A 22,265-nucleotide genomic window follows, 5' to 3' on the forward strand; every position below is an offset into this window, starting at 1 on the left:
AGCCGCATCAGCGGACATTTTCCTGTATAAATTCCTTGATTGAACCCCAGAACGCCCTTGGGTCCTTGTCTTCCAAATTATTGTGGCCTCCGTCTTTAATGGTGACAAATTTCTTTTTCACCGTGAGGCTGTTGTAAACCTTTTCCCCCAAGGCATACGGGATGATTTCGTCGGCTGTTCCATGGATGACCAGGCATGGACACGCGAGCTTCCTGCATTTTTCAACATTGTTGAATGCGCCGCCCGCCAAAAAAGAAATATACCCGATTCCGTGCGCCGCGGCATATTCTTTTCCGGTTGACAACGGCGTGACGAGAATGAGTCCCGCAATGTTTTTTCCCATCGCCGTGTTGATCGCCGCGGTTGTCCCTATCGAGCGGCCGCACATGAAGATCTTTTCCGTTTTGTAACCAAGGGAATCCTTCGCGTAGTTGAACGCGGCGGCGCCGTCAAGATAAATGCCTTTTTCGCTCGGCCTGCCGGTGCTTTTTCCATATCCCCGGTAGCCAACCCCGAGCACGCTCACGCCGGAATGCCGCAGCATCCCGAGTTCCGGGATCCTTTGCCCTATGTTGCCTCCATTGCCGTGGAAATATAGCAGGATGTTTTTTGAATCCGGGAAGGGGAGAAAATAGCACTGCAGTTTTACCTCGTTGCCAGTTTTGATGAATACTTCCTTTACATCCGGCGGAAGGCTGGCGGCAGGGATCGTATCGGTGGTATCGGGAAAAAACGCCATGCGATTCACGAGCGGGTCGCAGCCGGACATGAAAAGCAAATATAAGAAACCGGCGATGAAAATCGTTTTTTTGGAGATCAGTTTCATTTATCAATATTTTAGCATTTTATAGAGGGAAATGCAATTATTAGACGAGTTAAATAATTGCCCCGAAGATTATCGCACACCAACCGGGGTATAAAATTCATAACTTCCCAAACCGGTCATTCTCGCGAAAGTATTCTCACAGTACAAGCGCCCGTTTCAACCATTCACCGCACCGCACACGCCGCACTACCCGTCTTCTCATCATACCGCTGATGATATTCCTCCGCCCGGTAGAATTCCGAGGCGGGCGAAATCTCTGTGACGACCGGTCTCTTGAACCGGTGCGTCTTTTCCAGCGCGGCCTTCGAATCCCTTGCCGCCTTTTCCTGTTCCGAAGAGGTGTAGAAAATCACTGAACGGTAATTGTTTCCTATGTCCGGCCCCTGGCGGTTGACCGTCGTTGGGTCGTGGATGCTCCAGAACTTGTTAAGCAGCTCATTGTAGGAAACTTTCTGCGGATCGTAAATGATTTCCGTCACCTCTGCATGGCCGGTCGTGTGCGTGCATACCTGCTCATATGATGGATTTTTAACCGTTCCGCCCATGAATCCGACCGCGGTGGCCTCCACGCCCTTGACTTTTCTGAATTCCTCCTCAACTCCCCAGAAGCACCCTGCGCCGAAAACCGCCTTGTGCAGGCCGTTCGGATTGCTGATCTTTTCATCAGGAACAAAGTGCAGCGCCGCAGAATTCATGCAGTAGCGCAGATGGGTGGGCGCAGGGCCGTCTTCGAACACGTGGCCCAGATGCGCGCCGCACCTTGCGCACAGCACTTCGGTCCGGTGCATGCCGTAGCTGTCGTCGGTTTTTTCAAGGATGTTTTCACTTGCAATGGGCGCGAAGAAGCTCGGCCATCCGGTGTGGGATTCGAATTTTGTCCCCGACGAGAACAGCGGCAGGCCGCAGTCCACGCAAAAGTAAATGCCGTTTTGGTGGTTGTTATACAGTGCGCCGGTAAACGCGCATTCCGTCGCCTGGTGCCGGGTGACATTATACTGGTCGGGCGTTAGAATACGGCGCCATTCAGCATCCGATTTTATCACCCTGTCCGAGCTCACCGGGCCGGTGATCGAGCCGTCGAAAAGAACAAGCCGGACATTGAGAAAGTCCATGGTCGCTCCCTTGTTTGCTGTAGAATTGGTTGAAAAACATTGCACAAAAAAACATGCAACGGATAACAGAAATACTCCCTTTTTCATTGGCAACCCTTCCTTTCGGTTTCCCATTATGTATTCGAGGTGCCATGGCATAAAATTGCCTTCGGCGGATAGTTTTGCCGCGGATGACCGATCGAGATAGTATTTGACAAATGCGATGATTGAAGGTATACTATTTATCAAAGAGCGTTCGTCCTCTGGAAAACATCCTTATGATGATAATTCCCATCAGCACGGACCGCCATGACGGCAGCATCGGTCTAGCTTCGCTGATCATCATCGGCATCTGCCTTCTGGCACACATAGCCGTTGAACTCGACGCCCCGCGCATCGAGCGCCGCGCAAAGGAGGCCGGGAATGCCTATCGGGAGTCGCAATACCAGCTGCAAAACGACCATGCGTTTTCACTGGATTCGGCCGGAGACATCAGTGCCGCTCGAGTGCGAAAGGCGTACGATTCCGGATTTGCGGCACGCATTGATCACGGCGCGGATTCGGTGGCAAACAGCGTGCGCCAGCAGTCCCTGGAATACCGACTCATGTTCACGCCCGCGCATTTCAACATCGTGGCCATCTTAACGGCCATGTTTATGCATGGCGGATGGTGGCACCTCATCGGCAACATGATCTTTTTTTACGTGTGCGGCGTGGCGATGGAGAAATACTGGGGGTTCGGCAGGTTTCTTATCGTGTATCTTTCCTGCGGCCTTGCGGCGTCCCTGTCGTACATGGGGTTCTGCGCGATCGACTGGCAGCGGATGGCCGGCACGCCGTGCCTTGGCGCATCGGGCGCAATCGCGGGGGCAATGGGCGCGTTTTTGGTCACGCATGCAAAAGCGAAAGTAAAGATGCTCTGGTTCATTTTCTGGTGGGGACGCGGGACTTTCAATGTGGTGGCATGGGCATATCTCGGGTTCTGGTTTCTTTCCCAGGTTGTTTTCCTGCTGCTTGACTTAAAGCAGACTTCGGGGGTCGCCTACACCGCGCATGTCGGAGGATTTCTGGCGGGCATGGCGTTCGGCTGGCTTGTCAAAGGCGAAGACGAGGCCTCCCTTGTGCAGCCTGCGCTGGCGGGCAAGGGCGCGGTGCGGCGCGCGGTTTTGCCCAGCCATATGACCGGCGGCGCCTCGTCATTCAACGCAAAGGCGGGAAATCTTTCGCTTATAGATCAGGCCGTGGAACGGGAGGCGCAGGCGATAAGGCGGGAAACGGGGCCACGGGTAGCCCAGAGCGAAACGGATGGGTTTGCGGCCTTGCAGCAGGGCGACCATGCCTCGGCCGCGCGGAGCCTGGCCTGCGCACTTGACAATTATCTTCAGGCGCCGCAGGAGCACAAGGACGCGATCGCGAGTATACTTGCGAAAATCCTGGAGGCCAAGCCGCCGCTTCCGGTTCCGGCCGCGCAGCTGTACCAGTGGGCAAAGGCGATTTACAAACTGGACCAAAAGGAGCTGGCGCTTTCGTGCCTCGACCGGGCGAGCCTTGACGCATCGAACCCGCATGTCCAGAAAAACAGCATGCTCAACGCGGCGGTCATACGGATACAAACCTACTACCAGCTCGAAACCGCAATCGAGGGCCTAAAAAAATTGCTCTTCATCGAACCTGACGGCATCATTGCGAACCAGGCAAAGCAGTATCTCGCCCAAGCGCAGCAGATGCGCGGGTCGTCAAACTTTTCCATTTCGCACTTCGGAGATCCGGGCGGAATGTAGGCGATCGTCAAGGGAAAAACACCGCACATGTTGCGGGCTCATCGTCCTTATTTTATAAAAAAATTGAGGGGGATTATCGCTTTGTCGTGTCCGCGCCTGTCTTTGCTGCAGCCTCGGCCTTGTCCCGGGCGTCCCGTACCTGCCGCAAGCCGTCGAGCGCGTCGTCGTTCTTGGGATCAAGCGACAACACTTCCATATACTTGTTCACCGCCTCATCGTAGGAACCGAGATTTTGGTACAGCTGTGCGTTTTTAAGGTCTTCCTCGATTTTGGCCTGTTTTTTAGCCGAAGACTGTCCGGTTCCCGCGCTCAGCTTCCTGGCAATGCCTTCAGCGGTCGGGGGAGGAGCGGCTTTTTTCACCGTGTCGGCGACCGGCGCCGGCTTGGGAACCGCGATAACAGGCGCCGGCGCGGTATCGGTCTTGACAACGGGAGCGGGTTTCTCCACGGCCGCAACAGGCGGTTTTACCTGCTCCTGACGGCCGGCCTTCTGCGTGAAAATGAACGTAATTCCAGCCGTGATAATAGCGAGCGGAATAATGATAAAGGAAGCGATCTGAATGATTTTGGCTGCGGATTGTTTTCCCGACTGTTCCGCCGGCGGTTCCTGCCACATCTTTGTGCCGCAATTGGAGCAGAAATTTGCTCCCCGGTGATTTCTGGCGCCGCATCGCCAGCAGAAAAATTCCTCGTCGGGTAAAGGTGCAACTGGATCTTTGGGCATTGGTGGCTGACCTTTTGCCGCAGGCGCCTTGGTCTGGATTTCTTCGATCGCCGCCTGCTCGAATTCCACAATCTCCGGTTCCGGTGCGGGTTTCGGCTCTTCTCGGACAACCTGCTTGACCGGCGCCGGTTTTGGCGCGGCAGGCGCCTGCTTGACAGATGGTGTTTGCGCAGGTGCCGGTTTCGGTGCAACCGGAGCCGCCAGCTTGGCCGGCGGTGTTGCCGCCGGCGCTGGTTTCTGCCCGACCGGTGCGGCCTGCTTGGGCTGAGGCGCGGTCGGCGCGGGCGACGGTTTAGGCTCAACAGGTGATTCTTTCTTGACAGGAGCAGGCGCCGGCTTCGGGGCGGCAGGCGTTGCCTGTTGCGCCGGAGTCGGTGCCGCGGCCGGAGCCGCCTTTACCGCCGGCTCTACTTTCTTAACGGGAGGCGGTGTGGGCGCAGGCGCCGGTTTTGTCGCCTCACGGACTGCGGGTTTGGCGGGCGCGGGCGGCACGGTTTTTTTAGGCTCCGGAACCTCGGAAATGATTTTGGTTTCTTCCCCTTTGTCCAGCAACGCGGTTTTGCGGAAATCAACGGACTTGTCGCCCGAGGCGAGTTCTTCCACCATGGCAAACTGGGACGTGTCGGAGGCGATGACGATGCCCTCCGTCTTCCGCCCGTCTTCCGGCGGCGGCGTTTCGGAAACAAGCTGGTCCTGAATGATCACCTCGGTGCCGGGCGCATCGTCGCCCGCTTCGGGTTCCTTGTAATTCAGATCCGCCTTGGACAGCGGCAGCAGCTCCTTGTTCCGGTCAGCCCATTTCGCCGCCTCGCTGTTGAGCGGGTTGGTGGTGTCGTATTTCTGGAACGCGATCATTCTGCCGAGCTGCACGATGAGGTCGGGAAGCGTCGCGCTGCCGCCCCAGATTCCTTTAATGTCAATTATCTCCGGCGCGATGTTGGGATGGAAAATGGGGGTGACGCGCGTGCACACCGGCTCGGCCTCGGGATATTTTTCAGGGAGCACGATCTCCACCACGTGCTCGTTTTTCGTTTCGATGGTGTTCTTGACCTTTTGCAGCCCGTCGATGCGGTACATGATGTGGTATTTGTCTGGCGGGGAGCCGAAGGTCTCCTTGACGGAAATGAACGGGTGCGACTTGAAGAGCCTGGAAACAAGCGTGAAATCGGACCGGAGCTGCTCGCCCCTGTCCAGTTTGCTCCTGCCGGAAGATGGCTGCTTTTTTTTGAAATTGAACATGTCGATGATCCCCGTTGGAGAACCCGTATTTGTCCTTACCATGAAATTATATTCTTCCGGAATCTATTTGTCAAAATGTTTGCTTTTTAGATGCTGAAAGCGATATTTTTTCCTGTACGGAGTGAAGAAAGGCTGGCTTTCGTACGAACCTCACCATCGTGACCATACCGCTGCTTGCGGACAATTATGCCTGGATCCTCCACGACGGCACTTCCGCGATCGTGGTCGATCCCGGGCAGGCCGAGCCGGTGGTCCGGTTTCTCGGCCGTGCAAAGATCAGCCTGACGCACATCCTGTGCTCGCACCATCACACCGACCACTGCGCCGGGGTTGACGAACTCAAACGCCAGTACAACCCTGCGGTGGTGGGCCCGGACGACGAGCGCATGCCCTTTGTCACCGACAGGGTTCGCGACGAACAAACGAGGAACATTCTGGGCCAGGAGATGATGGTCATCGCGACACCGGGGCATACCATCACCCATGTTGTGTATTATTTCCCCAGCATCCGGGCGGTGTTTACCGGCGACACGCTGTTTTCTGCGGGCTGCGGCCGCATCCTCGAGGGAACGCCCTCCGACATGCTGCAGTCGCTGATCAAATGCGCCTATCTCGAAGACCTCGCCTCGATCTACTGCGGCCACGAATACACCGAGGAGAACCTTCTTTTCGCGACCACCGTGGAACCTGACAACAAGGACGTGTGGCAGCGTCTCTCGGATGTGGAGTTCATGGCGCGCCGCGGTATTCCCACGGTCCCGTCGCCCCTTATCACGGAGCGTTCGATCAATCCGTTTCTCCGCACCGGAAGCCCCAGCCTGCGCAAGAAGCTCGGCATGGAAAAGGCCACGGCGATAGAGGTGTTCGCGGAGCTGAGAAAAAGAAAAGACGGATTCTGAGATTCTTTGTTTTCCATATTCATAAAATGTCTGGGCGTTCCCTCGCTGTGGAGGGGCGGTTCGCGAACCGCCCCTCCACAGCGAGGTCGGCCGTCCTTCCAGTCCACCCCTTCGGGTGCTTCTCCCTCGTCAGGGATTTCCAAGGGTCACAAGGGTCGTCGTCCTTCGGCTCGGGCCGCCACGGGCGCGAGGCCGCTTCGCGGGGCGCCGGGCGGCACCGCGCTCCAGCGCGGCCTCCAGTCCTGCCTAACGCGGCGGCAGAGTTCTGATGCGTCAACATGCTAAAGTAGCGCCGATCGGACGATAATACATCATGTGACGATAATTTTGTCCTGTCTGCTGGTATTCAAAAGAATTTGAAAAATTAAAACACGATCGACATCACCCTCTAGACCTTTGAGCCGGGGGAATTAGCGGTATGCAGGTGAGGAATTTTATCATCGCTCTTATGGTTCAATAATGGCTGAAGAAAACAGATCATACATCGACCCAGATATCCGAATCTTTGATCGTCACCTTGAACGTCTTCAAATCATATGTCTTTATCTTCTCCGCCATCTCTTCCTTGTGCTCGAAAAAATACCTGAACTTTTCCGGCAATCCTTCCGGCTCAGACTTGATGAATGCCTTCTTGAGCATTTTTCCGGTGCGGATATCAAATTGCGCGTAATGCATGGGGCAGGTGAGGATATGCCCGCGCAACGTTCCCATCTCGCACGGCGCGTTCATGTGTCCGCAGCGGCGCTCCGCAGCATAGAATTTTCCCTCGACGTTGCCGATGAGGATTTCTTTTCCGTCAACTTCAAACGCCTTGACTCCGCCTTGAGCAATATCGTTCGCTGATGCGATCTTTTTTTTCATGCGAGCTGTCCTTAATCATTTTAATTATCTTTTCACTCTTTACTCTTCACCATTCACACTTCACTCTATTTTTCTCTGTGTCTCTGAGGCGTTTTTTTTATTTTACCGCCGACGCCGGAATCTGTTTCAGCTTGTCCGGATCGGTCACGTCCTTGTGCACGTACAGGCCGCACCAGCACCGCCTCATGGCGTCGTAATGCTTCCGGTGAAACGGGATGCAGGGGCACACGATTTTCATGTCATGCTCCCGGTTTCTCGTGATCGCCTGGCACGGGCAGAACGGTATTCCGTGCTTTTCCTCGAGTCTGGCCTCCTGTTCAAGGCAGAAATCGACGAGCTCCTTGTCGGGTGAGAATTTGTACCCCAGCGCGTCAACGATGGGCCCGAAAAGGAATTTGAGGCCTTTTGCGCGGGACTTAACGGTCATTTTTTCTTTCCCAGAAGACGGGCATACTCGTCGGGATCGTACCCGCACACGCCGGAATTTCCGATGATGGCGAACGGGAACTCCCCGGTGCCGCCGAACGTGTTCACCTCGTCCATGATGGCCTCCTGCTCCTCTTCGGAGACCAGGTCGTAATCAACGACTTCAAAGGGGATCTTGTTCTTGGTGAAGTACGCCTTTGCCTTCCTGCACCACGGACAGGTGCTCAGGGTGTAGAGTTTCACTGTTTTTTTCATGGAATGTCCCGGTTAAAGGTCTATTGAAACATCGCCGTTTTCCGATTTGAGCGGATACGTTTGCAAACCGATTTCTTTTGCCTCGGTGAAACGTCCGGTAGCCAGGTCGAATTTCCAGTCGTGGCAGGGGCACTGGATCGTTTCGCCTTCCACGACCGCGCCGCCGAGCGAGCAGCCCATGTGCGGACAGTTTGACGAAAGCGAAAAAAGCCCTCCGTCCTTTTTGAAAATAAGGGCGGCGACGCCCCTTGGGTAAATCCGGTGAATGCGGTTGTCGCTGAGTTCGGTTTCTTTGATGGCAAAGGTCCACATGAAAACAATTCACGGTTGAAGAGATTGGATGATTAATTAAAATTATATGGTCGATGGCGGAAGGTCAAACAAATGAGGGATGACCGTTGGCGAATAAACCGTTCTCCATTCAGTGATTCGTATCCAATCATTATGCAAAGACCTATTTTTACCCCATGAAACGCTCCGGCACCGCAGACCTTCCCCTGCACGGCGGCCATGTGCCCGAATGGCTGCATTCGCGCATGACGCAGCTTGGCCGCGAAATCATCCGTGCGCTCGTGCACGAGTGCGGGGCGGCAGAGGTGCTCACGCGGCTTTCCGACCCGTTCTGGTTCCAGGCGCTCGGCAGCGTGATGGGCATGGACTGGCACTCTTCGGGCGTCACCACGTCGGTGATGGGAGCGCTCAAGGCCGGCGTCAATCCGCTGTTCAACGAGCTCGGCCTTTACATCTGCGGCGGCAGGGGAAAACACTCGCTCAAGACGCCGCAGGAGCTTTTGGAATTTTCCAACCGCACCGGCTGCAACGGCGTCGCGCTTGTAAAGGCCTCCAAACTGAGCGCGAAGGTCGACAACACCTGCGTGCTTGACGGCTTCAGCCTATACCTCCATTCCTTCGTGGTTTCCAAAACAGGGGAGTGGGCCGTGGTCCAGCAGGGCATGAACACGAAAACGAAAATGGCGCGGCGCTACCACTGGCATTCGGCAACGGTGAAATCTTTTGTTGACGATCCACACTCGGCGATTGTCGGCGAAAACATGGGCCGGATCATGAACCTGAGCGATTCGCGCGCGGGAAAAAACAGAACGGGCATCGTGGAGTTCCTGTCAACGCACCCGGACAGGCAGCAGCGGGAGCTGCGGCGGCTCGTCATGGACCCCGGGCATGAGGTCCTGCCCCGCCATGTTGACTCGAAGCGGCTCGGCGCGGTGCTCGCGCTCGCGTATGAAAAGCAGCCCCGCGAATTCGTTGACGCGCTGCTTCTGCCCGGCGTGGGGCCGCGCACCGTGCAGTCGCTCGCGCTGGTAAGCGAGGTGATCTGGGGCGGGCCGAGCCGATTCAGCGACCCGGCGCGCTTCGCGTTCGCGCACGGCGGCAAGGACGGCCATCCGCACCCGGTGCCGCTCATGGTGTACGACGAGAGCATTGCGGTGCTGCGCAGCGCAATTGACCGAGCGAAAATAGACCGCAGCGACAAGCTGCGGAGTATCGAGGCGCTCGGCCGACTGGCGCGGCTCATCGAGCGGCGCTGCGACCCATTCGCGGATGTCAATAAAGTGATACGGTATGAGCGCGAGCACTCTCATGAATTCGGCGGAATGACCGTTTACGGAAAGGCGAAACGGCCGGAGAAATCTCCCGCGGTTCAGCAGTTGTCCCTGTTTGATCCCGCCACGGAAAACCTGTCCCGAACTTCCTGACCCACGCGCGCCGGCCTGCCTGTTTTAGCGTCCAGCGGGCACCACAGTGTGCGCGCACGCGCGAGGACCTTGCGGTCGGCGGCCCGCAGAATTTCGGTAAAGCGTTCGAACGTGGTGTTGGTGGCGGTTCCCACCCAGGTAACGGCGATGATCGAGTCTTCGGCACGGGCCGAACGCTTGTAATCTATTTCGTGGCGCACCACGACCCAGGTAATGTTCTCCTGCTCGTTTTTTGAGGCAAGGGTGCGCCAGTGCGCCACGGCCGCATCCTGCACCCAGCGCAGATACACCACGTTGTTCACGCGGCCCTGCACGTCGATGTCGGCGGGAGAGATGGCGATGGAAAGCTCGAATTCGCCGTGCGTTTCCATAATTCTTCAGTGGAATTTTTTAGATTGCTGTTGAAATGTCCATCCCATGTTCAGCGAGTGTTTCCAAGCACACCTTTCGCACGCTTTCCGGGACGTTTTCATTCACCGATTTCAAGACGTCTGCGGTTTCAACTTTTCCCGACGATCGTTCTATCGCGTTTTTCTCGCATGCGCTGATGATCTTGCCGAGCGCCCGTTTCCGCACGAACGGCGGTATGAGGGTGACGCTGGCGCACAGCGCCTTCCACACCGGCTCGTCCCATTCCATGCTTCTGAGGCTCGGCATGGGTCAGCCCTTTGCCCTGGTTTCTTCTTCTGTAAACCAGCAGGTGGGGTCTTCCGCCATCATGTCGCCGGTTTTTTCGTACGCCTTGCAGCGCGCGCCCGCGCAGGTGAGCTTGTAGGAGCATTTCCCGCATTTGCCCTTGAGAAGGTCCCTGTTGCGCAGGGTTGCTAAGAGGGGCGAATGGTTCCAGATGTCCTTGAGGCTTTTCTCCCTGACGTTGCCGAGTTTCACCTGAAGCACCATGCAGGGGATCACGTCGCCGTTCGGCAGTATGGTGATGTACCGCGTGCCCGCGGCGCAGCAGCTCCGCACGAATTTCAAAAGGATCTCGTCCTCGGGCACTGTTTTTTCCACCATCACCCAGTATTGGGGAAGTGCTATCACTCTGTAAATCATGTCGTTCTGGCGCTGGCGTTCGATGACCGTTTCTATCAGCTGCCTGCGCTGTTCCGTGTCGAGTTCATGGTCGGTCTTCCCCTTGCCCCTGCCGGTCGGCACGTAATCAAAAATTTCGACCGCATCGCTTTTGTTCTGTTTTGCAAGGGCGATGATGTCTCCCAATTGACGGCAGTTTCCGGCGTGGAGCAGCGGCGCAAACTGGAACGCCAGGCCCGCGGCGGCGCAGTTTTTCGCGCCCTCAATGGTTTTACTCCACGCCCCTTCAACCCCGCGCCATGAATCGTGGGTGCGTGCGTCGGCGCCATCGAGACTGATCGCCACTCCCCTGCACCCGGCCTGCTTGAGCCGTGCCGCAAACTCCGCGGTGATGCCCATGCCGTGGGAGCCCGCCACCGTCCTAAGCCCTTGCTTCGCGGCGTACTTGATAAGATCGACGAAGTCGGGCCGCAGCGTTGGTTCGCCTCCGTCAAGGATCACGATCCTCGCGCCCAACCCCGCGATGTCGTCGATGACGCGTGCGGCCTCATCAAAGGTCAATTCCTGCGGGTCCTTATCTTTCGAGTCGGAATAGCAGTGGGGACATTTGAGGTCGCACTGGCGTGTGATGCCGAAACTGACTAGAATGGGTGAGGGGACATTTTTATGGACTTGTTTTGGATGATTCATGTGCGGCTCGCTTTTTCCTGATCTGTGGGTCATCAGCATTTCATTTCTGCAGCATCACTTGGACCTGCGGTGGCGCGGCAAGATGCTTTTTCACCGTGCACGATTCTGCCGCCCTTACCACCGCATCTTTGTATTTATCAGGAAAACCAGCGGGCAAGGATAGGGTAATCACTATTTTTTCAACAAAATGCGTCGTGTCGTTTCTTACAACGGTCTGCGACATTTTTATTCCCTCAACCGGAATATCGCGCGCATTGCAAAATGCGACGACGAAATACCCGGCGCAGGTGCCGAGCGACGCGAGGAACAATTCAAACGGCGCGGGCGCGCTGTTTTCCCCGCCGTCGGAAACCGGCTGGTCGGTCGCGATGGTGAAGTCGCGCATGCCGATGGTGACCTTAGTGCCGCCGGCAAGGGAAATTGGGTAAGTTGTTTCCATTGGAAATCTCTGGGGTTTGCAGCTTAATTATAATTTATTTAAAACGATTTGTTTCATAAAAGTCAGTATTCTCAAACGTGCTGTTTACAAAGTCATAAGTTGCGCATGCCCAGTGATCAACTTTACTCGAATCTCCAACTGGAATGCATGAGGAACCGCCAATTCTTCCAATTTTTATCGATGTCAGTTTTGTATTGACCCAAATTACATAATCCATTTGCATCTGAACGCATTCTTTATCTTCCGGATGGCTTGCAACTGCTGCTGCAACGCTTGCAACGACAGTGAGCGGCATAGCAGCGGAAAAAATCATGGGTGCGTTTGAACTCGCACCGATGTGGCTGTTTAACATAAGATTACTCATAAAAAGGATATAGTCTGGTTTTTCTCCATCAAAGATGATTCTTTGACCAGGATCAGGAACCAGAATATAATCTTTTGGCCCAGGAGTAAGTCCTCCAAATGAGCGAGACCTTGGCGTTCCAGGAAGAATTTGCCCCGTGGTCCTTACTTTTTCATTAGGAAAATAAGAAAAGATATTTCTGAATTTAGTGAGATTTCGCATATCTTGCGTCAAGCCAGTATCTATCGCTGTCCAGATTCGGTCTGCTTGCCCGGTATCTACAGGATGATTGTGGTAATAGGCCGTTAATTTTTGAGAAATACAAATGATGGCAATTGATTGTGAAGTAATACTTATTTCTTTTATTTCTCTATCATCGGTATAATCTTCAGCTGGTAACTTCTCAAAGCTGGCGCAATGTAAAAATAGAAAACCGTTGTTAGAAAACACGTTGTCAAAAAATAATGAAACATAGCCTTCGCACTGTCCTTAGAAAGAGATAAAATATTAATAATTGCATGGTTTTAATAATTCGCTTACTGATAAAATACCGTTTTATCGTTTCATCCGCAATGTGGACGGTTTTATATCCGTAGTATCATCGTAGTTTTGGCGCTTTTTTTAACAGTTAAATTTTTCAGATGTATTTTATGCATAACGATGAAAAGAAAAGGAGCGATTTTGTGAAACAAAAAGAATCCATTTCCCGTCGCGATTTCCTTTCCTCTGCTACTGGCGCCACCGCCGGCATCCTTGCCTCGTCCGCCGTTTCCGCCTTCGGTGACGAAATCAAAGGCGGCTGGACCAACGGCAAGCGGATCAATCCTTCCATCGATAACCTCCGCGTGGTGTGCTGTATCGATCCCGCGATGATGAAGTCGGATCCGAAGTCATGGGACATCGTGTCGCAGAACGAACCCGTCGACCACGAAAAAGTGCTCCGTACCATGGACGCGATGGCATGCGCACTTGCGCAGAAAAACTCGGCGCACGAGGCGTGGGGGAGCATTTTCCGCAAGCCCGCGTCAAAGGAATGGCAGGACGTCACGGTGGCGATCAAACCGAATTGCTTTATGCCCAACAACCCTCGCGTTGCGGTCATCGACGCGGTGTGCAAGGCGCTCATCGGCCTGGGCGTGCAGCCGGCCAAGATCATCATTTATGACGGCTGCGGCGGCGCAAAGGAGAAGTTCGGCGGTTTTGCAGGCACCAAGCTTCCCGCCGGCGTGGTGATGAGCAACAAAAACGACGTGCTCGGCGGCACGATCGACGCTCCTGTTCCCGCGCCGCATGCGGGCCATTTCAAGTGCTCGGCGGCGATCGCGAAAGGCTCCATCGACATCCTGGTCAACATCGCGGTGAACAGGGGCCACCACCTTGCGGGCACTTCCATGACCATGAAAAACCACGCGGGCACGTTCGAGGCCATGCCGATTCATCTGGGCGGAGGGCTCAATTATATCATCGCGTTTAACAAATCGGAGGCGATCCTCGGCGGGGAACCGGTGCGCCAGCAGCTCTGCGTCGTTGATTCGCTGTGGGCGCAGACCAAGGGCCCCATGGGCGCGCCCAACAAGCGGCCCGGCGCACTCGTGATGGGGACTCTTTCACCCGCGGTCGATTATATCACGGCGCGCCGCATCCGCGAGCCGCTCATGGGATGCACCCATCCGCCGGAACTCGGCCGCCTCATGTCGGATTTCGGGTATTCGGACCTTGAAAAGCTTGATTTTGTCAAGGTCGAGCCGGTGAAAGGGTGATCGTTGAAAGCATACGGACAGAATTTTTCCGGATTATTGATGTACGGTCAAAACAACATTCGTCGCTGAGAGGTTCAGTCATGAGAAAACTGCAATCATGCCTCCTGTTGTATGTGGCCCTTCATCTAGCAGCGTCCGCCATTTACGCAGGGGAAAAACCGGACTCCGCCAAGTTCGTTGCTTTCCGGTCCTCGGTCAGCGCTTGTGCCGGATGGACCGAGCAGAAGGACCAATACCGGTATTTTGTCCCGCATGGCCTGTACGACATCATCGACGGGGGAGCGGATGAATACATCAAGATGGGCATGGTCGACGGCATCGTGGTGAAGCTTGACAGCGCCGGAAAGAAGACCGCGGAGTTATATATCGAGGATTTCAACAAACCCGGCGGCGCGCAGGGAATGGTCAACCACCGGCAGGCGACCGCTTCCGAGCCGAAACCGCTGGCGGGGCTTGCGGCGCTGGGCGCTTTTTATGATGAGGTCATCGGCGGGTGCGAGGTGTGTTGTTACAGCGGGACGTTTTACTTTGAGATGAACTTGACCGGATACGACAAGCTGGACCCCGCCTTGAAGGACGCGCGGGCGCTTGTCGCGGCCCTCACCGCAAAGAAGAAAGAAAAAGGGAAGTAGTCGTTTGTTTGGCAGGACTTTGCTTCATTCGGTACGTTTTTCGTAACGGGTTTTATTTTACATTCACCGCCGCGACGTTGCTTGACGTCATAGAATTGTTTTCACCGCCCAGCGAAACCCTCACGACGTAGACTCCCGGGCTTAATCCATTGACAGGACAGACATACTCGTTCCCGCCGTGCGGAGCAATTTGCCGGCGCTTCATCACCGCTTGTCCAAGCGAGTTAAAAAGCGAAATCTCAGCCGATGCTTTGGCGCCTTCCACAAAATAGCCGACATGCAATCCATTTTGGAAATGAACGGCCAAGAATTTATTGGCGTTTACGGATGATACCGCTTGCCGCTTGACATCCGACGCCGGCAGCGTATCCGGGAACCCGCTATTGTGTCCGAACGTCACCTTGAAGGTGGACGGCGCGTCGTTTTTGTATGCGAGCTGGCCGGGAACCCGGTTGACAAGAGCGTTGGAATCGAAATACGCCGAGCCAACGGCGCCGGGCTGCACATAGATTGCGGTCTGCGCCGGGTGGTCTATGATGTTGCCGGGCCTAACGTTCATCACCACGCTGTCGCTTCCGATCAGCATGCCGTAGAACTGCGCGTCCCTGATGGTGTTGTCCGCGATGGTCACGTTCACGAATTTGGCGCCGGGTGAGGCGTTGATTGCCATGCCGGCCGGGTCGCGCCTGCCGCCGCAGCGCAGCACCACGTTGCCGGTGACCACGCAAGAGTCAAGGTTGTTCCCATCGGAACCGAACACGCCGATGTAAATGCCGGACTCCTTGACGTCGTCCATGATAAGGTTGTTTTCCGCGCGCACGTTTTTACCGCCCGCGATGCGCAGGCCGTTGGCCCACCACATGGCCACCGTGGTGTTGTTGCGCAGCGTGGCGCCGTTGATTTCCTGGGATGAGGACACCGAATAAACAGTGGCGCCGTCGTCGCCGCAGCCGCGAGTGAAGTTGTTCTGGGCCAGGAGGTTGGTCCCCACGTTGTTGCCGGCGGAGCCGTTATTGAGGTTGAGGCCGTCGCCCCAGCATATTGACGAACGGCAATTCTGGATGGTGCCGTTGGTGCCGCAGGCCCAGAAACCGGCCCAGCAGCCGTGGATGGCCCATACCCGGTCGATGAGCCAGTTGGTTCCCGCGATGTTCACTCCGCCCATGCCCTGGTCGCGCTGCACGGTCACGGCGTCCACGCAGAAGTCCTGCAGCGTGCACGACACGGCCTGGATCTGGCCCATGGTGAAGTACAGCGTGGTGTACCACATTCCCGCGCCCGCTATGGTGACGCCGTTCGGGCTGAAGTTCGAGTTGAAGTAGTATGTTCCGGCGGGGACCCAAACGGTCTTGCCCTGCGATTTCGCCGCAGAGCAGCAGTTGTTGAAAGCCGTGTTGACATTTGCGGTGTCGGTCCCGGTCGCGCCGTAATCCGCCACCGACAGCGAGTTTGCCGGACGGGGCTTGGGCGCGGCGCTCTCGAGGTCGATGCAATCGATGTAATAAAACGCCGCAATGTTCGCGGCATCTTTTTTGAGCATGATGGTTGAACCCTTTGCGATTGCCGCGCCCTGGATGTGCACGCGCGCCTCGTCGTAGAACACATGCGGCCCGCCCGTTGCAGGGTTCTGGTCCATGCCGTTGTTGTTGCCGTTGGTGCCGTCGTACACCCAGGTCTGGCGCGACGTGAGCGGGACCGCCTGGCGAAGCGCGCCGTCAACGTACAGGTCAAGTGTCGCGTCGATCCCGCCGCCGGCCGGCGCGTCGGGGATGCTTTCGCGTATGACAAGCGTGTTGGCGCTGTCCACCGGGTTTGTCCAGGAGACCGATTCGCCGGTTGCGTTCAATTCAACGAATGCCCTTCCCGAGGCTTCGAGTTCCGGGCTTGACAGCGCGTTGGCCGGGATGGTCTGCAAAGCGCGGACGGCCGCCCCGCCGGAAAGCGTCCCCGCTTCTGCTTCGAGCGTAGTGAACGGCGTGGTGGCGCCAATGGTCTGGGCGGTGGCAAATTGAGAGTTCAGGAAAAGAAAAAATGATATGATAATCGGAAAGTTGGATACCTGTTTGAAGTGAGGGATTGAAAGCATCGTACTTTCTCCGGCTTTTGATTATTTCTTGAAATGGATCTGTAATCTATGAATAATAATAATTACCGGTGGTAGCGAAAGAAGGGAGATTGACATTACTCTGTTTAGGAAAGCTATATATAATTAAATTGAGCGCGAAGAAGGATTATTCTATCTGGTGCTCAATTTTTGAAGAGTCAACGTTAAACTTCCAGCTCTCAATTTTATTCCTTTGTCGCTTCCTTGAACTTTTTCACGCTGTCTGACAGCAGACGAATCATCCTCGGTTTGTTCTTCAGGTTATCCTCAATAATTTTCACCAGCGCGCTTCCCACGATCGCCCCGTCCGCGCCTGCCGCCTTCATGCGTTGCACATGCCCCGGCGTTGAAATCCCGAACCCCGCGCACAGCGGTTTATCGGTGACGCCGCGGAGTCGGGCGAGCGTTTTGTCAACCGTGACATTGATTTTTTTCTGAACGCCGGTGGGGCCGAGCCGCGAAACTACATACACGAACCCGGAAACGTGTTTGCAGATATACCGCATGCGCTCGGCCGGGGTGAGCTCCGAGACGATGTAAACGGTCTTGAGTCCGCGCTTTCTCATTGAGGACGCGAGGCCAACCGATTCTTCGGGGGGCATGTCTGCAACAAGCAGGCTGTCTATTCCCGCGTCCGCCGCGCGTTTACAGAAAACATCGTAGCCGAGGTGACGGGCCGAATTCGCGTACATCAGGATTCCTATGGGACAATCGGCGTAGGAACGGATCTTTTCAACGAGCTTGAAAAACGACGCGTGCACAAGCCCGCAATTGATGGATCGTATCGCGGCGCGCTGATTGATAGGGCCGTCTGCTACGGGATCGGAAAAAGGATACCCGATTTCAAGGACATCGGCGCCGCCGTCGATGTATGCCTTGAAAATCGCCTCGCTGGTTTTCAGGTCGGGGTCACCCGCAACAGCAAACGGGATAAAGGCGATTTGCCCTTTCCGCTTCAATGCCGCAAATGTCTTCTGATAACGATTCATGTGATTATTGGATTTCCACGTTATTGTTTTTCCCTCTTATACCTTCATCCCCAAATAATCCGCCACATGGAATATGTCTTTGTCCCCCCGTCCCGACAGATTGACAATCATGATCTTTTCTTTTCCCATCTTCGGCGCTTGTTTCATCGCATAGGCAAACGCATGCGCCGACTCCAGCGCCGGAATGATGCCCTCGCATTCGCAGAGCATGCGGAACGCGGCAACCGCCTGCTTGTCGGTAGCATACGTATATTTCGCCCGGCCGCTGGTATACAAATGGGAATGCTGCGGTCCCACGCCCGAATAGTCGAGCCCCGCGGAAACCGAATGCGTGACGGCGATCTGGCCGTTTGCGTCCTGCAGCACGTAGGAAAGCGAGCCGTGCAATACGCCGGGACGCGACAGTTTTGTCGGCGTGAGCCGAGTGGCGTGCTTGTTCGTGGCAAGGCCGAACCCTCCGGCCTCCACGCCGGTGAGCTTCACCTGCTTGTCTTTCAGGAACGTCGAGAAGATTCCTATGGCGTTCGAGCCGCCTCCAACGCATGCGACGATTTCGTCGGGAAGCCTTCCGGCCTGGGCTATTATCTGCCGCCGCGTTTCCTTGCCGATCACGCTTTGAAAGTCCCGCACGATGGTCGGGAACGGGTGGGGCCCGAGCGCGGAGCCGAATACATAATGCGTGTTCGGGCAGGAAAGCGTCCAGTCGCGCAGGGCCTCGTTCACCGCGTCCTTGAGCGTCTTGTTGCCGCTTTCCACCGGGACCACCGTTGCGCCGAGCAGGTCCATGCGGAACACGTTGGGCCGCTGTCGCGCCATGTCAACCGTGCCCATGTAAATGTCGCACGAAAGGCCGAGGAGCGCGGCGGCCGTGGCCGTGGCGACGCCGTGCTGGCCCGCGCCGGTCTCCGCGATAACGCGCGTCTTTCCCATGTATGTTCCGAGAAGCGACTGGCCCAGGGAATTGGTGATCTTATGCGCGCCGGTATGGTTGAGGTCTTCGCGTTTTATGTAGATCTTCGCGCCGCCGAGACGTTTCGTGAGACTTTTCGCAAAGTAAAGCGGCGTGGGGCGGCCGCAATAGTCATGGAGAAGCGAGTGGAATTCGTTTATAAATGCCTTGTCGCGTTTCGCGGTATTGTACGCCTTTTCGATGGCCGCGAGCGCGGGCATAAGGGTTTCCGGCGCATACTGGCCGCCGAACGATCCGAAATATCCTTTGGTCTTCATAGTTGATTCATCAATCCGAAAAATTCTTTTTTATTTGATGATTTTAAACAAACGGTCGATTCTGAAATAAGATTTCCCTTCCACGCTTTTTCCAAAACTCCACAGAACACAAATAATTCTTCCCTTGACAGATGATGAAACCACCGGCCCGAAATAGCGCGAATCGAATCCCTTCTGCCAATCATCGGCAATAAGGAATATACCTGTTTTTTTAAAGGTGTAATCGTACATTCTCGCCCCGTTTCTCTCGAGGGCGAAACACAACTGCACGTTTTTGCCGTTGTTTGATTTGACAAGATAATCGCGCATCCTGTCCCAGAAAAACCAGTCGTACTCGAATTTTGCGGGCACGGAATCGAGCCGGCCCTTGTAGAGATAAAAGTCCTTGACGACAAAGCTGTCCGCCGGCGTCCCGTCGAAGAACACCGCCGGTTTCATCCGAAAAATATCGCCTGGATTTTCCTGGTGAATGAGCGAAGCGGCAAAGAAAAAGTCCCGCAGGGAAAGCGAATCTAGGGAAACTGTGGCGCCCTTTCGCGGCAAACAATACGCCGGCATTGAATCGCGGGGCGAATAGTCGGGCGGCAGCAGTTCCTCAAACGGCGACTTTGACGAAAACGCCGAAGTATGCCGGTTGAGGATGAGGCATTTGCCGGAGCTTATCACGATGCTGTCGCCCGAGACCGCGGCGACGCGCAGGCACGACGGCTTTCGGCCCGTCTGCGGGTTGGCGAATACCACTGGGCTTTTACGAAGCGGAACCAAAAAAACATTAAACGGCCAGACGTGAAGTGTTTTGAATACCACGACGCGGTCGCCGTCTTTGATGGCGGGATCCATCTGGTCGGTGCGGACCGGGAACGTGTCGAGCAGGAAAAACTTTATCGCGAGCGCGACCAGCGCAACGAGAAAGGTGAACTTGACAATGCGGTAAACTGCGACGCGGCCGTCCACCGGCGCTGCAGAATTGTAGGCCATGGTCACTCCCGGCTCAGAATGGCAAGAAAGGCTTCCTGCGGGATTTCCACGTTGCCCACCTGTTTCATGCGCTTCTTTCCCTCTTTCTGCTTTTCGAGCAGCTTGCGCTTGCGCGTGATGTCGCCGCCGTAGCATTTGGCGGTCACGTCCTTTCGGAACGCCTTCACCGTGGTGCGCGCGATCACGCGGCCGGCAATGGCCGCCTGGATCGCCACCTCGTACTGCTGGCGCGGGATGAGCTCCTTGAGCTTGGAGGTGATCATCTGGCCGTAGGCGTAGGTGTGGTCCTTGTGGATGATGGTGGAGAAGGCGTCCACGGGCGCGCCGTTGATGAGGATGTCGAGCTTGACAAGATCATTCTCCGCAAACGAATCGAACTCGTAGTCCATGGAAGCATAGCCCTTCGAGATGCTCTTGAGCTTGTCGAAAAAATCGATGATGATCTCCGACAGGGGCATTTTGTAATGCATGCACACGCGGGTGGGCTCGAGGTATTCCATGGTGCCCATGACGCCGCGTTTTTCCTCGCACAGCTTCATGATGGCGCCGACGAACTCGGTGGGCGTGATGATTTGCACCTTGTCAACCGGCTCCGCGACGGTCTCCACGTAATTGGGCGGCGGGAGCTTTGCCGGGCTCTCGATGAAAATCTCCTCCTTGTTTCTCGTGAGCACCTTGTACCGCACGTTTGGCACCGTGGTGATGATGTTGACGTTGTACTCGCGGAACAGCCGCTCTTGCACCACCTCCATGTGGAGGAGGCCGAGGAACCCTGCGCGGAAGCCGAACCCCAGCGCCGTTGAGGTCTCGGGCTCGTAGTAGAGCGACGAGTCGTTGAGCTTGAGCTTCTCCAGCGACGAGCGCAGGTTCTCGTAGTCGTCCTTGTCAACCGGATACAGGCCCGAAAACACCATGGGCTTCACTTCCTTGTACCCGGCGACCGGCTCTTCGGCGCCGTTGTTCTTGCTCGTGATGGTGTCGCCGATTTTTATGTCCGATACGGTCTTGACATTTGCGATAACATAGCCCACCTGGCCCGGCGTGAGCGCGTCCTCGGGCATCCTGCCCAGCCTGAAATATCCCACCTCCATCACCTCGTGCTCGCTGCCCGTGTTGAAGAACCGCACCATGTCGCGCGCCTTCATGGCGCCGTCGAACACCCGAACGTAGGCCACCGCGCCGCGGAACGAATCGAACTTCGAATCGAAGATGAGCGCCTTGAGCGGCGTGTCGGCATTGCCCTCGGGCGGCGGCACGCGCTCAACGATGCGCTCCAAAATGGCGGGAACGCCTTCGCCCGATTTCGCGCTGCATCTGAGAATCGTTGAAGGATCTATGCCGAGAAGGTCGGCAATCTGCTTCGCGACGTCGTCGGGATGGGCCGAGGGCAGGTCGAGCTTGTTCATCACCGGTATGATCTCGAGGTCGTTGTCGAGCGCGAGGTACACGTTGGTGAGGGTCTGCGCCTCGATGCCCTGGCTCGCGTCCACCACGAGCACCGCGCCCTCGCACGCGGCGAGCGACCGCGACACTTCGTACGAAAAGTCAACATGGCCCGGCGTGTCGATGAGGTTGAAGCAGTAGTCGTTGCCGTCGGCGGCGCGGTAGGTCATGCGCACCGGGTGCGACTTGATGGTGATGCCGCGCTCGCGCTCCAGGTCCATGTCGTCGAGGATCTGGTCCTGCATCCGGTCCTTGGCCACGGTGCCGGTGAGCTCGAGGAAACGGTCCGCGAGCGTGGATTTGCCGTGGTCGATGTGCGCGATGATGCAGAAATTGCGGATGAATTTCGGGTCTTGCAACGACAAATGCTCCGGAAAATTTTCAATTTTAATTTGGATGACGCTTAAAAATACAAAATGGGGGAGAGGTATTAAAGGACGCAAATAATAAATCAAAATATAAAAATGGGCGCCTGCCTCCGGCACCGGCCCTCCTTCCGGGCTCGGCCCTTGGCCTCGTTGCCGGACCGCCCCGATGCCTATCGGCGGGGTCGGCCGGCAATTCGCTCCAGCTCACCACTCCAGTCCGGCCTGGCGCGCGGCAAACGGATCACTGCCGCAATCCTGTTAATTGGCATGAGCAAATAGTCAATGTCATTGCGAGGAGGTGACGACGAAGCAATCTCCCGTTGATACAAGAGCAGAATATTGATGATTGATTAAATCTGATATTTATCAAACCGCGAAGCGGCGGTATATTTGCAGCCCGGGGCATGCGAGTCTGTTGAAGTTTTATTTCCCCTCTCCGATTC

The 22,265-nt window shown here is 55.8% G+C and carries 22 protein-coding genes; 5 read left to right on the forward strand and 17 right to left on the reverse strand.

Going from position 1 to position 22,265, the window contains the following annotated elements; genetic code table 11:
• Positions 1–7: 7 nt before the first annotated feature.
• Both VLX68_15605 and VLX68_15610 read right to left on the reverse strand, forming a co-directional pair.
• Entirely contained in the window at positions 8–826 is an 819-nt protein-coding gene (locus VLX68_15605; protein ID HUI93673.1) for an alpha/beta hydrolase, read from the reverse strand.
• 164 nt (positions 827–990) lie between these two features.
• Positions 991–1,938: a bifunctional methionine sulfoxide reductase B/A protein gene (locus tag VLX68_15610; GenBank protein HUI93674.1), complete on the reverse strand. Its 948-nt coding sequence runs from the start codon at positions 1,936–1,938 to the stop codon at positions 991–993.
• A gap of 257 nt (positions 1,939–2,195) precedes the next feature.
• On the opposite strand from VLX68_15610, the gene VLX68_15615 reads away from it, so the two are divergent.
• Positions 2,196–3,698 carry a rhomboid family intramembrane serine protease gene (locus tag VLX68_15615; protein HUI93675.1) on the forward strand — a complete coding sequence of 501 codons (1,503 nt, stop codon included), beginning with the start codon at positions 2,196–2,198 and terminating at the stop codon, positions 3,696–3,698.
• Positions 3,699–3,771: 73 nt separating this feature from the next.
• Here VLX68_15615 and VLX68_15620 read toward each other — a convergent pair whose 3' ends face one another.
• Positions 3,772–5,703 (reverse strand): zinc ribbon domain-containing protein, encoded by a 1,932-nt coding sequence (locus VLX68_15620; protein HUI93676.1) that lies wholly within the window; start codon positions 5,701–5,703, stop codon positions 3,772–3,774.
• Between the two features lie 116 nt (positions 5,704–5,819).
• Between VLX68_15620 and gloB the strand changes: the two genes are divergently transcribed.
• A complete protein-coding gene (gloB, locus tag VLX68_15625; GenBank protein ID HUI93677.1) occupies positions 5,820–6,560 on the forward strand; it encodes a hydroxyacylglutathione hydrolase in 741 nt (246 codons plus the stop codon).
• A gap of 477 nt (positions 6,561–7,037) precedes the next feature.
• Here the strand turns inward: gloB and VLX68_15630 are convergent, their stop codons facing one another.
• From VLX68_15630 to VLX68_15645, 4 genes are all read right to left on the reverse strand, one after another.
• Positions 7,038–7,421: a Rieske 2Fe-2S domain-containing protein gene (locus VLX68_15630; GenBank protein HUI93678.1), complete on the reverse strand. Its 384-nt coding sequence runs from the start codon at positions 7,419–7,421 to the stop codon at positions 7,038–7,040.
• A 97-nt stretch (positions 7,422–7,518) separates the two neighbouring features.
• Entirely contained in the window at positions 7,519–7,848 is a 330-nt protein-coding gene (locus VLX68_15635) for a ferredoxin-thioredoxin reductase catalytic domain-containing protein (protein ID HUI93679.1), read from the reverse strand.
• A complete protein-coding gene (locus VLX68_15640; GenBank protein HUI93680.1) occupies positions 7,845–8,102 on the reverse strand; it encodes a glutaredoxin family protein in 258 nt (85 codons plus the stop codon). Before VLX68_15640 ends, VLX68_15635 begins: the two co-directional genes overlap by 4 nt.
• 12 nt (positions 8,103–8,114) lie before the next feature.
• Complete coding sequence (locus VLX68_15645) at positions 8,115–8,414, reverse strand: Rieske (2Fe-2S) protein (protein HUI93681.1); 300 nt, start codon at positions 8,412–8,414, stop codon at positions 8,115–8,117.
• A 155-nt stretch (positions 8,415–8,569) separates the two neighbouring features.
• Between VLX68_15645 and VLX68_15650 the strand changes: the two genes are divergently transcribed.
• Positions 8,570–9,817 (forward strand): DUF763 domain-containing protein, encoded by a 1,248-nt coding sequence (locus VLX68_15650; protein ID HUI93682.1) that lies wholly within the window; start codon positions 8,570–8,572, stop codon positions 9,815–9,817.
• Here VLX68_15650 and VLX68_15655 read toward each other — a convergent pair.
• Genes VLX68_15655 through VLX68_15675 form a run of 5 tightly spaced genes read right to left on the reverse strand, consistent with a single transcriptional unit; the run spans position 9,763 to position 12,771 of the window.
• A complete protein-coding gene (locus tag VLX68_15655) occupies positions 9,763–10,188 on the reverse strand; it encodes a thioesterase family protein (protein HUI93683.1) in 426 nt (141 codons plus the stop codon). The two genes, VLX68_15650 and VLX68_15655, sit on opposite strands and share 55 nt — an antisense overlap.
• 19 nt (positions 10,189–10,207) lie before the next feature.
• On the reverse strand, positions 10,208–10,474 hold the full coding sequence (locus VLX68_15660) for a hypothetical protein (GenBank protein HUI93684.1): 267 nt from the start codon (positions 10,472–10,474) through the stop codon (positions 10,208–10,210).
• A 3-nt stretch (positions 10,475–10,477) separates the two neighbouring features.
• Entirely contained in the window at positions 10,478–11,539 is a 1,062-nt protein-coding gene (locus VLX68_15665; GenBank protein HUI93685.1) for a radical SAM protein, read from the reverse strand.
• Between the two features lie 40 nt (positions 11,540–11,579).
• Positions 11,580–11,978: an OsmC family protein gene (locus VLX68_15670; GenBank protein HUI93686.1), complete on the reverse strand. Its 399-nt coding sequence runs from the start codon at positions 11,976–11,978 to the stop codon at positions 11,580–11,582.
• A 34-nt stretch (positions 11,979–12,012) separates the two neighbouring features.
• Positions 12,013–12,771: a hypothetical protein gene (locus VLX68_15675; GenBank protein HUI93687.1), complete on the reverse strand. Its 759-nt coding sequence runs from the start codon at positions 12,769–12,771 to the stop codon at positions 12,013–12,015.
• 233 nt (positions 12,772–13,004) lie between these two features.
• On the opposite strand from VLX68_15675, the gene VLX68_15680 reads away from it, so the two are divergent.
• Positions 13,005–14,081, forward strand: a complete 1,077-nt coding sequence (locus VLX68_15680) for a DUF362 domain-containing protein (protein HUI93688.1) — start codon at positions 13,005–13,007, stop codon at positions 14,079–14,081.
• 80 nt (positions 14,082–14,161) lie between these two features.
• Positions 14,162–14,713, forward strand: coding sequence for a hypothetical protein (locus VLX68_15685; GenBank protein HUI93689.1), 552 nt, complete (start codon positions 14,162–14,164; stop codon positions 14,711–14,713).
• A 52-nt stretch (positions 14,714–14,765) separates the two neighbouring features.
• Here the strand turns inward: VLX68_15685 and VLX68_15690 are convergent, their stop codons facing one another.
• From VLX68_15690 to lepA, 5 genes are all read right to left on the reverse strand, one after another.
• Entirely contained in the window at positions 14,766–16,799 is a 2,034-nt protein-coding gene (locus VLX68_15690) for a glycosyl hydrolase family 28-related protein (protein HUI93690.1), read from the reverse strand.
• A 203-nt stretch (positions 16,800–17,002) separates the two neighbouring features.
• The gene (trpA, locus tag VLX68_15695; protein ID HUI93691.1) at positions 17,003–17,806 is read right to left on the reverse strand and encodes a tryptophan synthase subunit alpha; all 804 of its coding nucleotides are present in this window, start codon (positions 17,804–17,806) and stop codon (positions 17,003–17,005) included.
• Between the two features lie 36 nt (positions 17,807–17,842).
• Positions 17,843–19,033, reverse strand: a complete 1,191-nt coding sequence (gene trpB, locus VLX68_15700; protein HUI93692.1) for a tryptophan synthase subunit beta — start codon at positions 19,031–19,033, stop codon at positions 17,843–17,845.
• Between the two features lie 30 nt (positions 19,034–19,063).
• Entirely contained in the window at positions 19,064–20,011 is a 948-nt protein-coding gene (locus tag VLX68_15705) for a S26 family signal peptidase (GenBank protein ID HUI93693.1), read from the reverse strand.
• Between the two features lie 2 nt (positions 20,012–20,013).
• Positions 20,014–21,819, reverse strand: a complete 1,806-nt coding sequence (gene lepA / locus VLX68_15710) for a translation elongation factor 4 (protein ID HUI93694.1) — start codon at positions 21,817–21,819, stop codon at positions 20,014–20,016.
• Between the last annotated feature and the right edge of the window lie 446 nt (positions 21,820–22,265).

Source organism: Chitinivibrionales bacterium (assembly GCA_035516255.1).
In the GTDB taxonomy this organism is placed as follows: Bacteria; Fibrobacterota; Chitinivibrionia; order Chitinivibrionales; family FEN-1185; genus FEN-1185.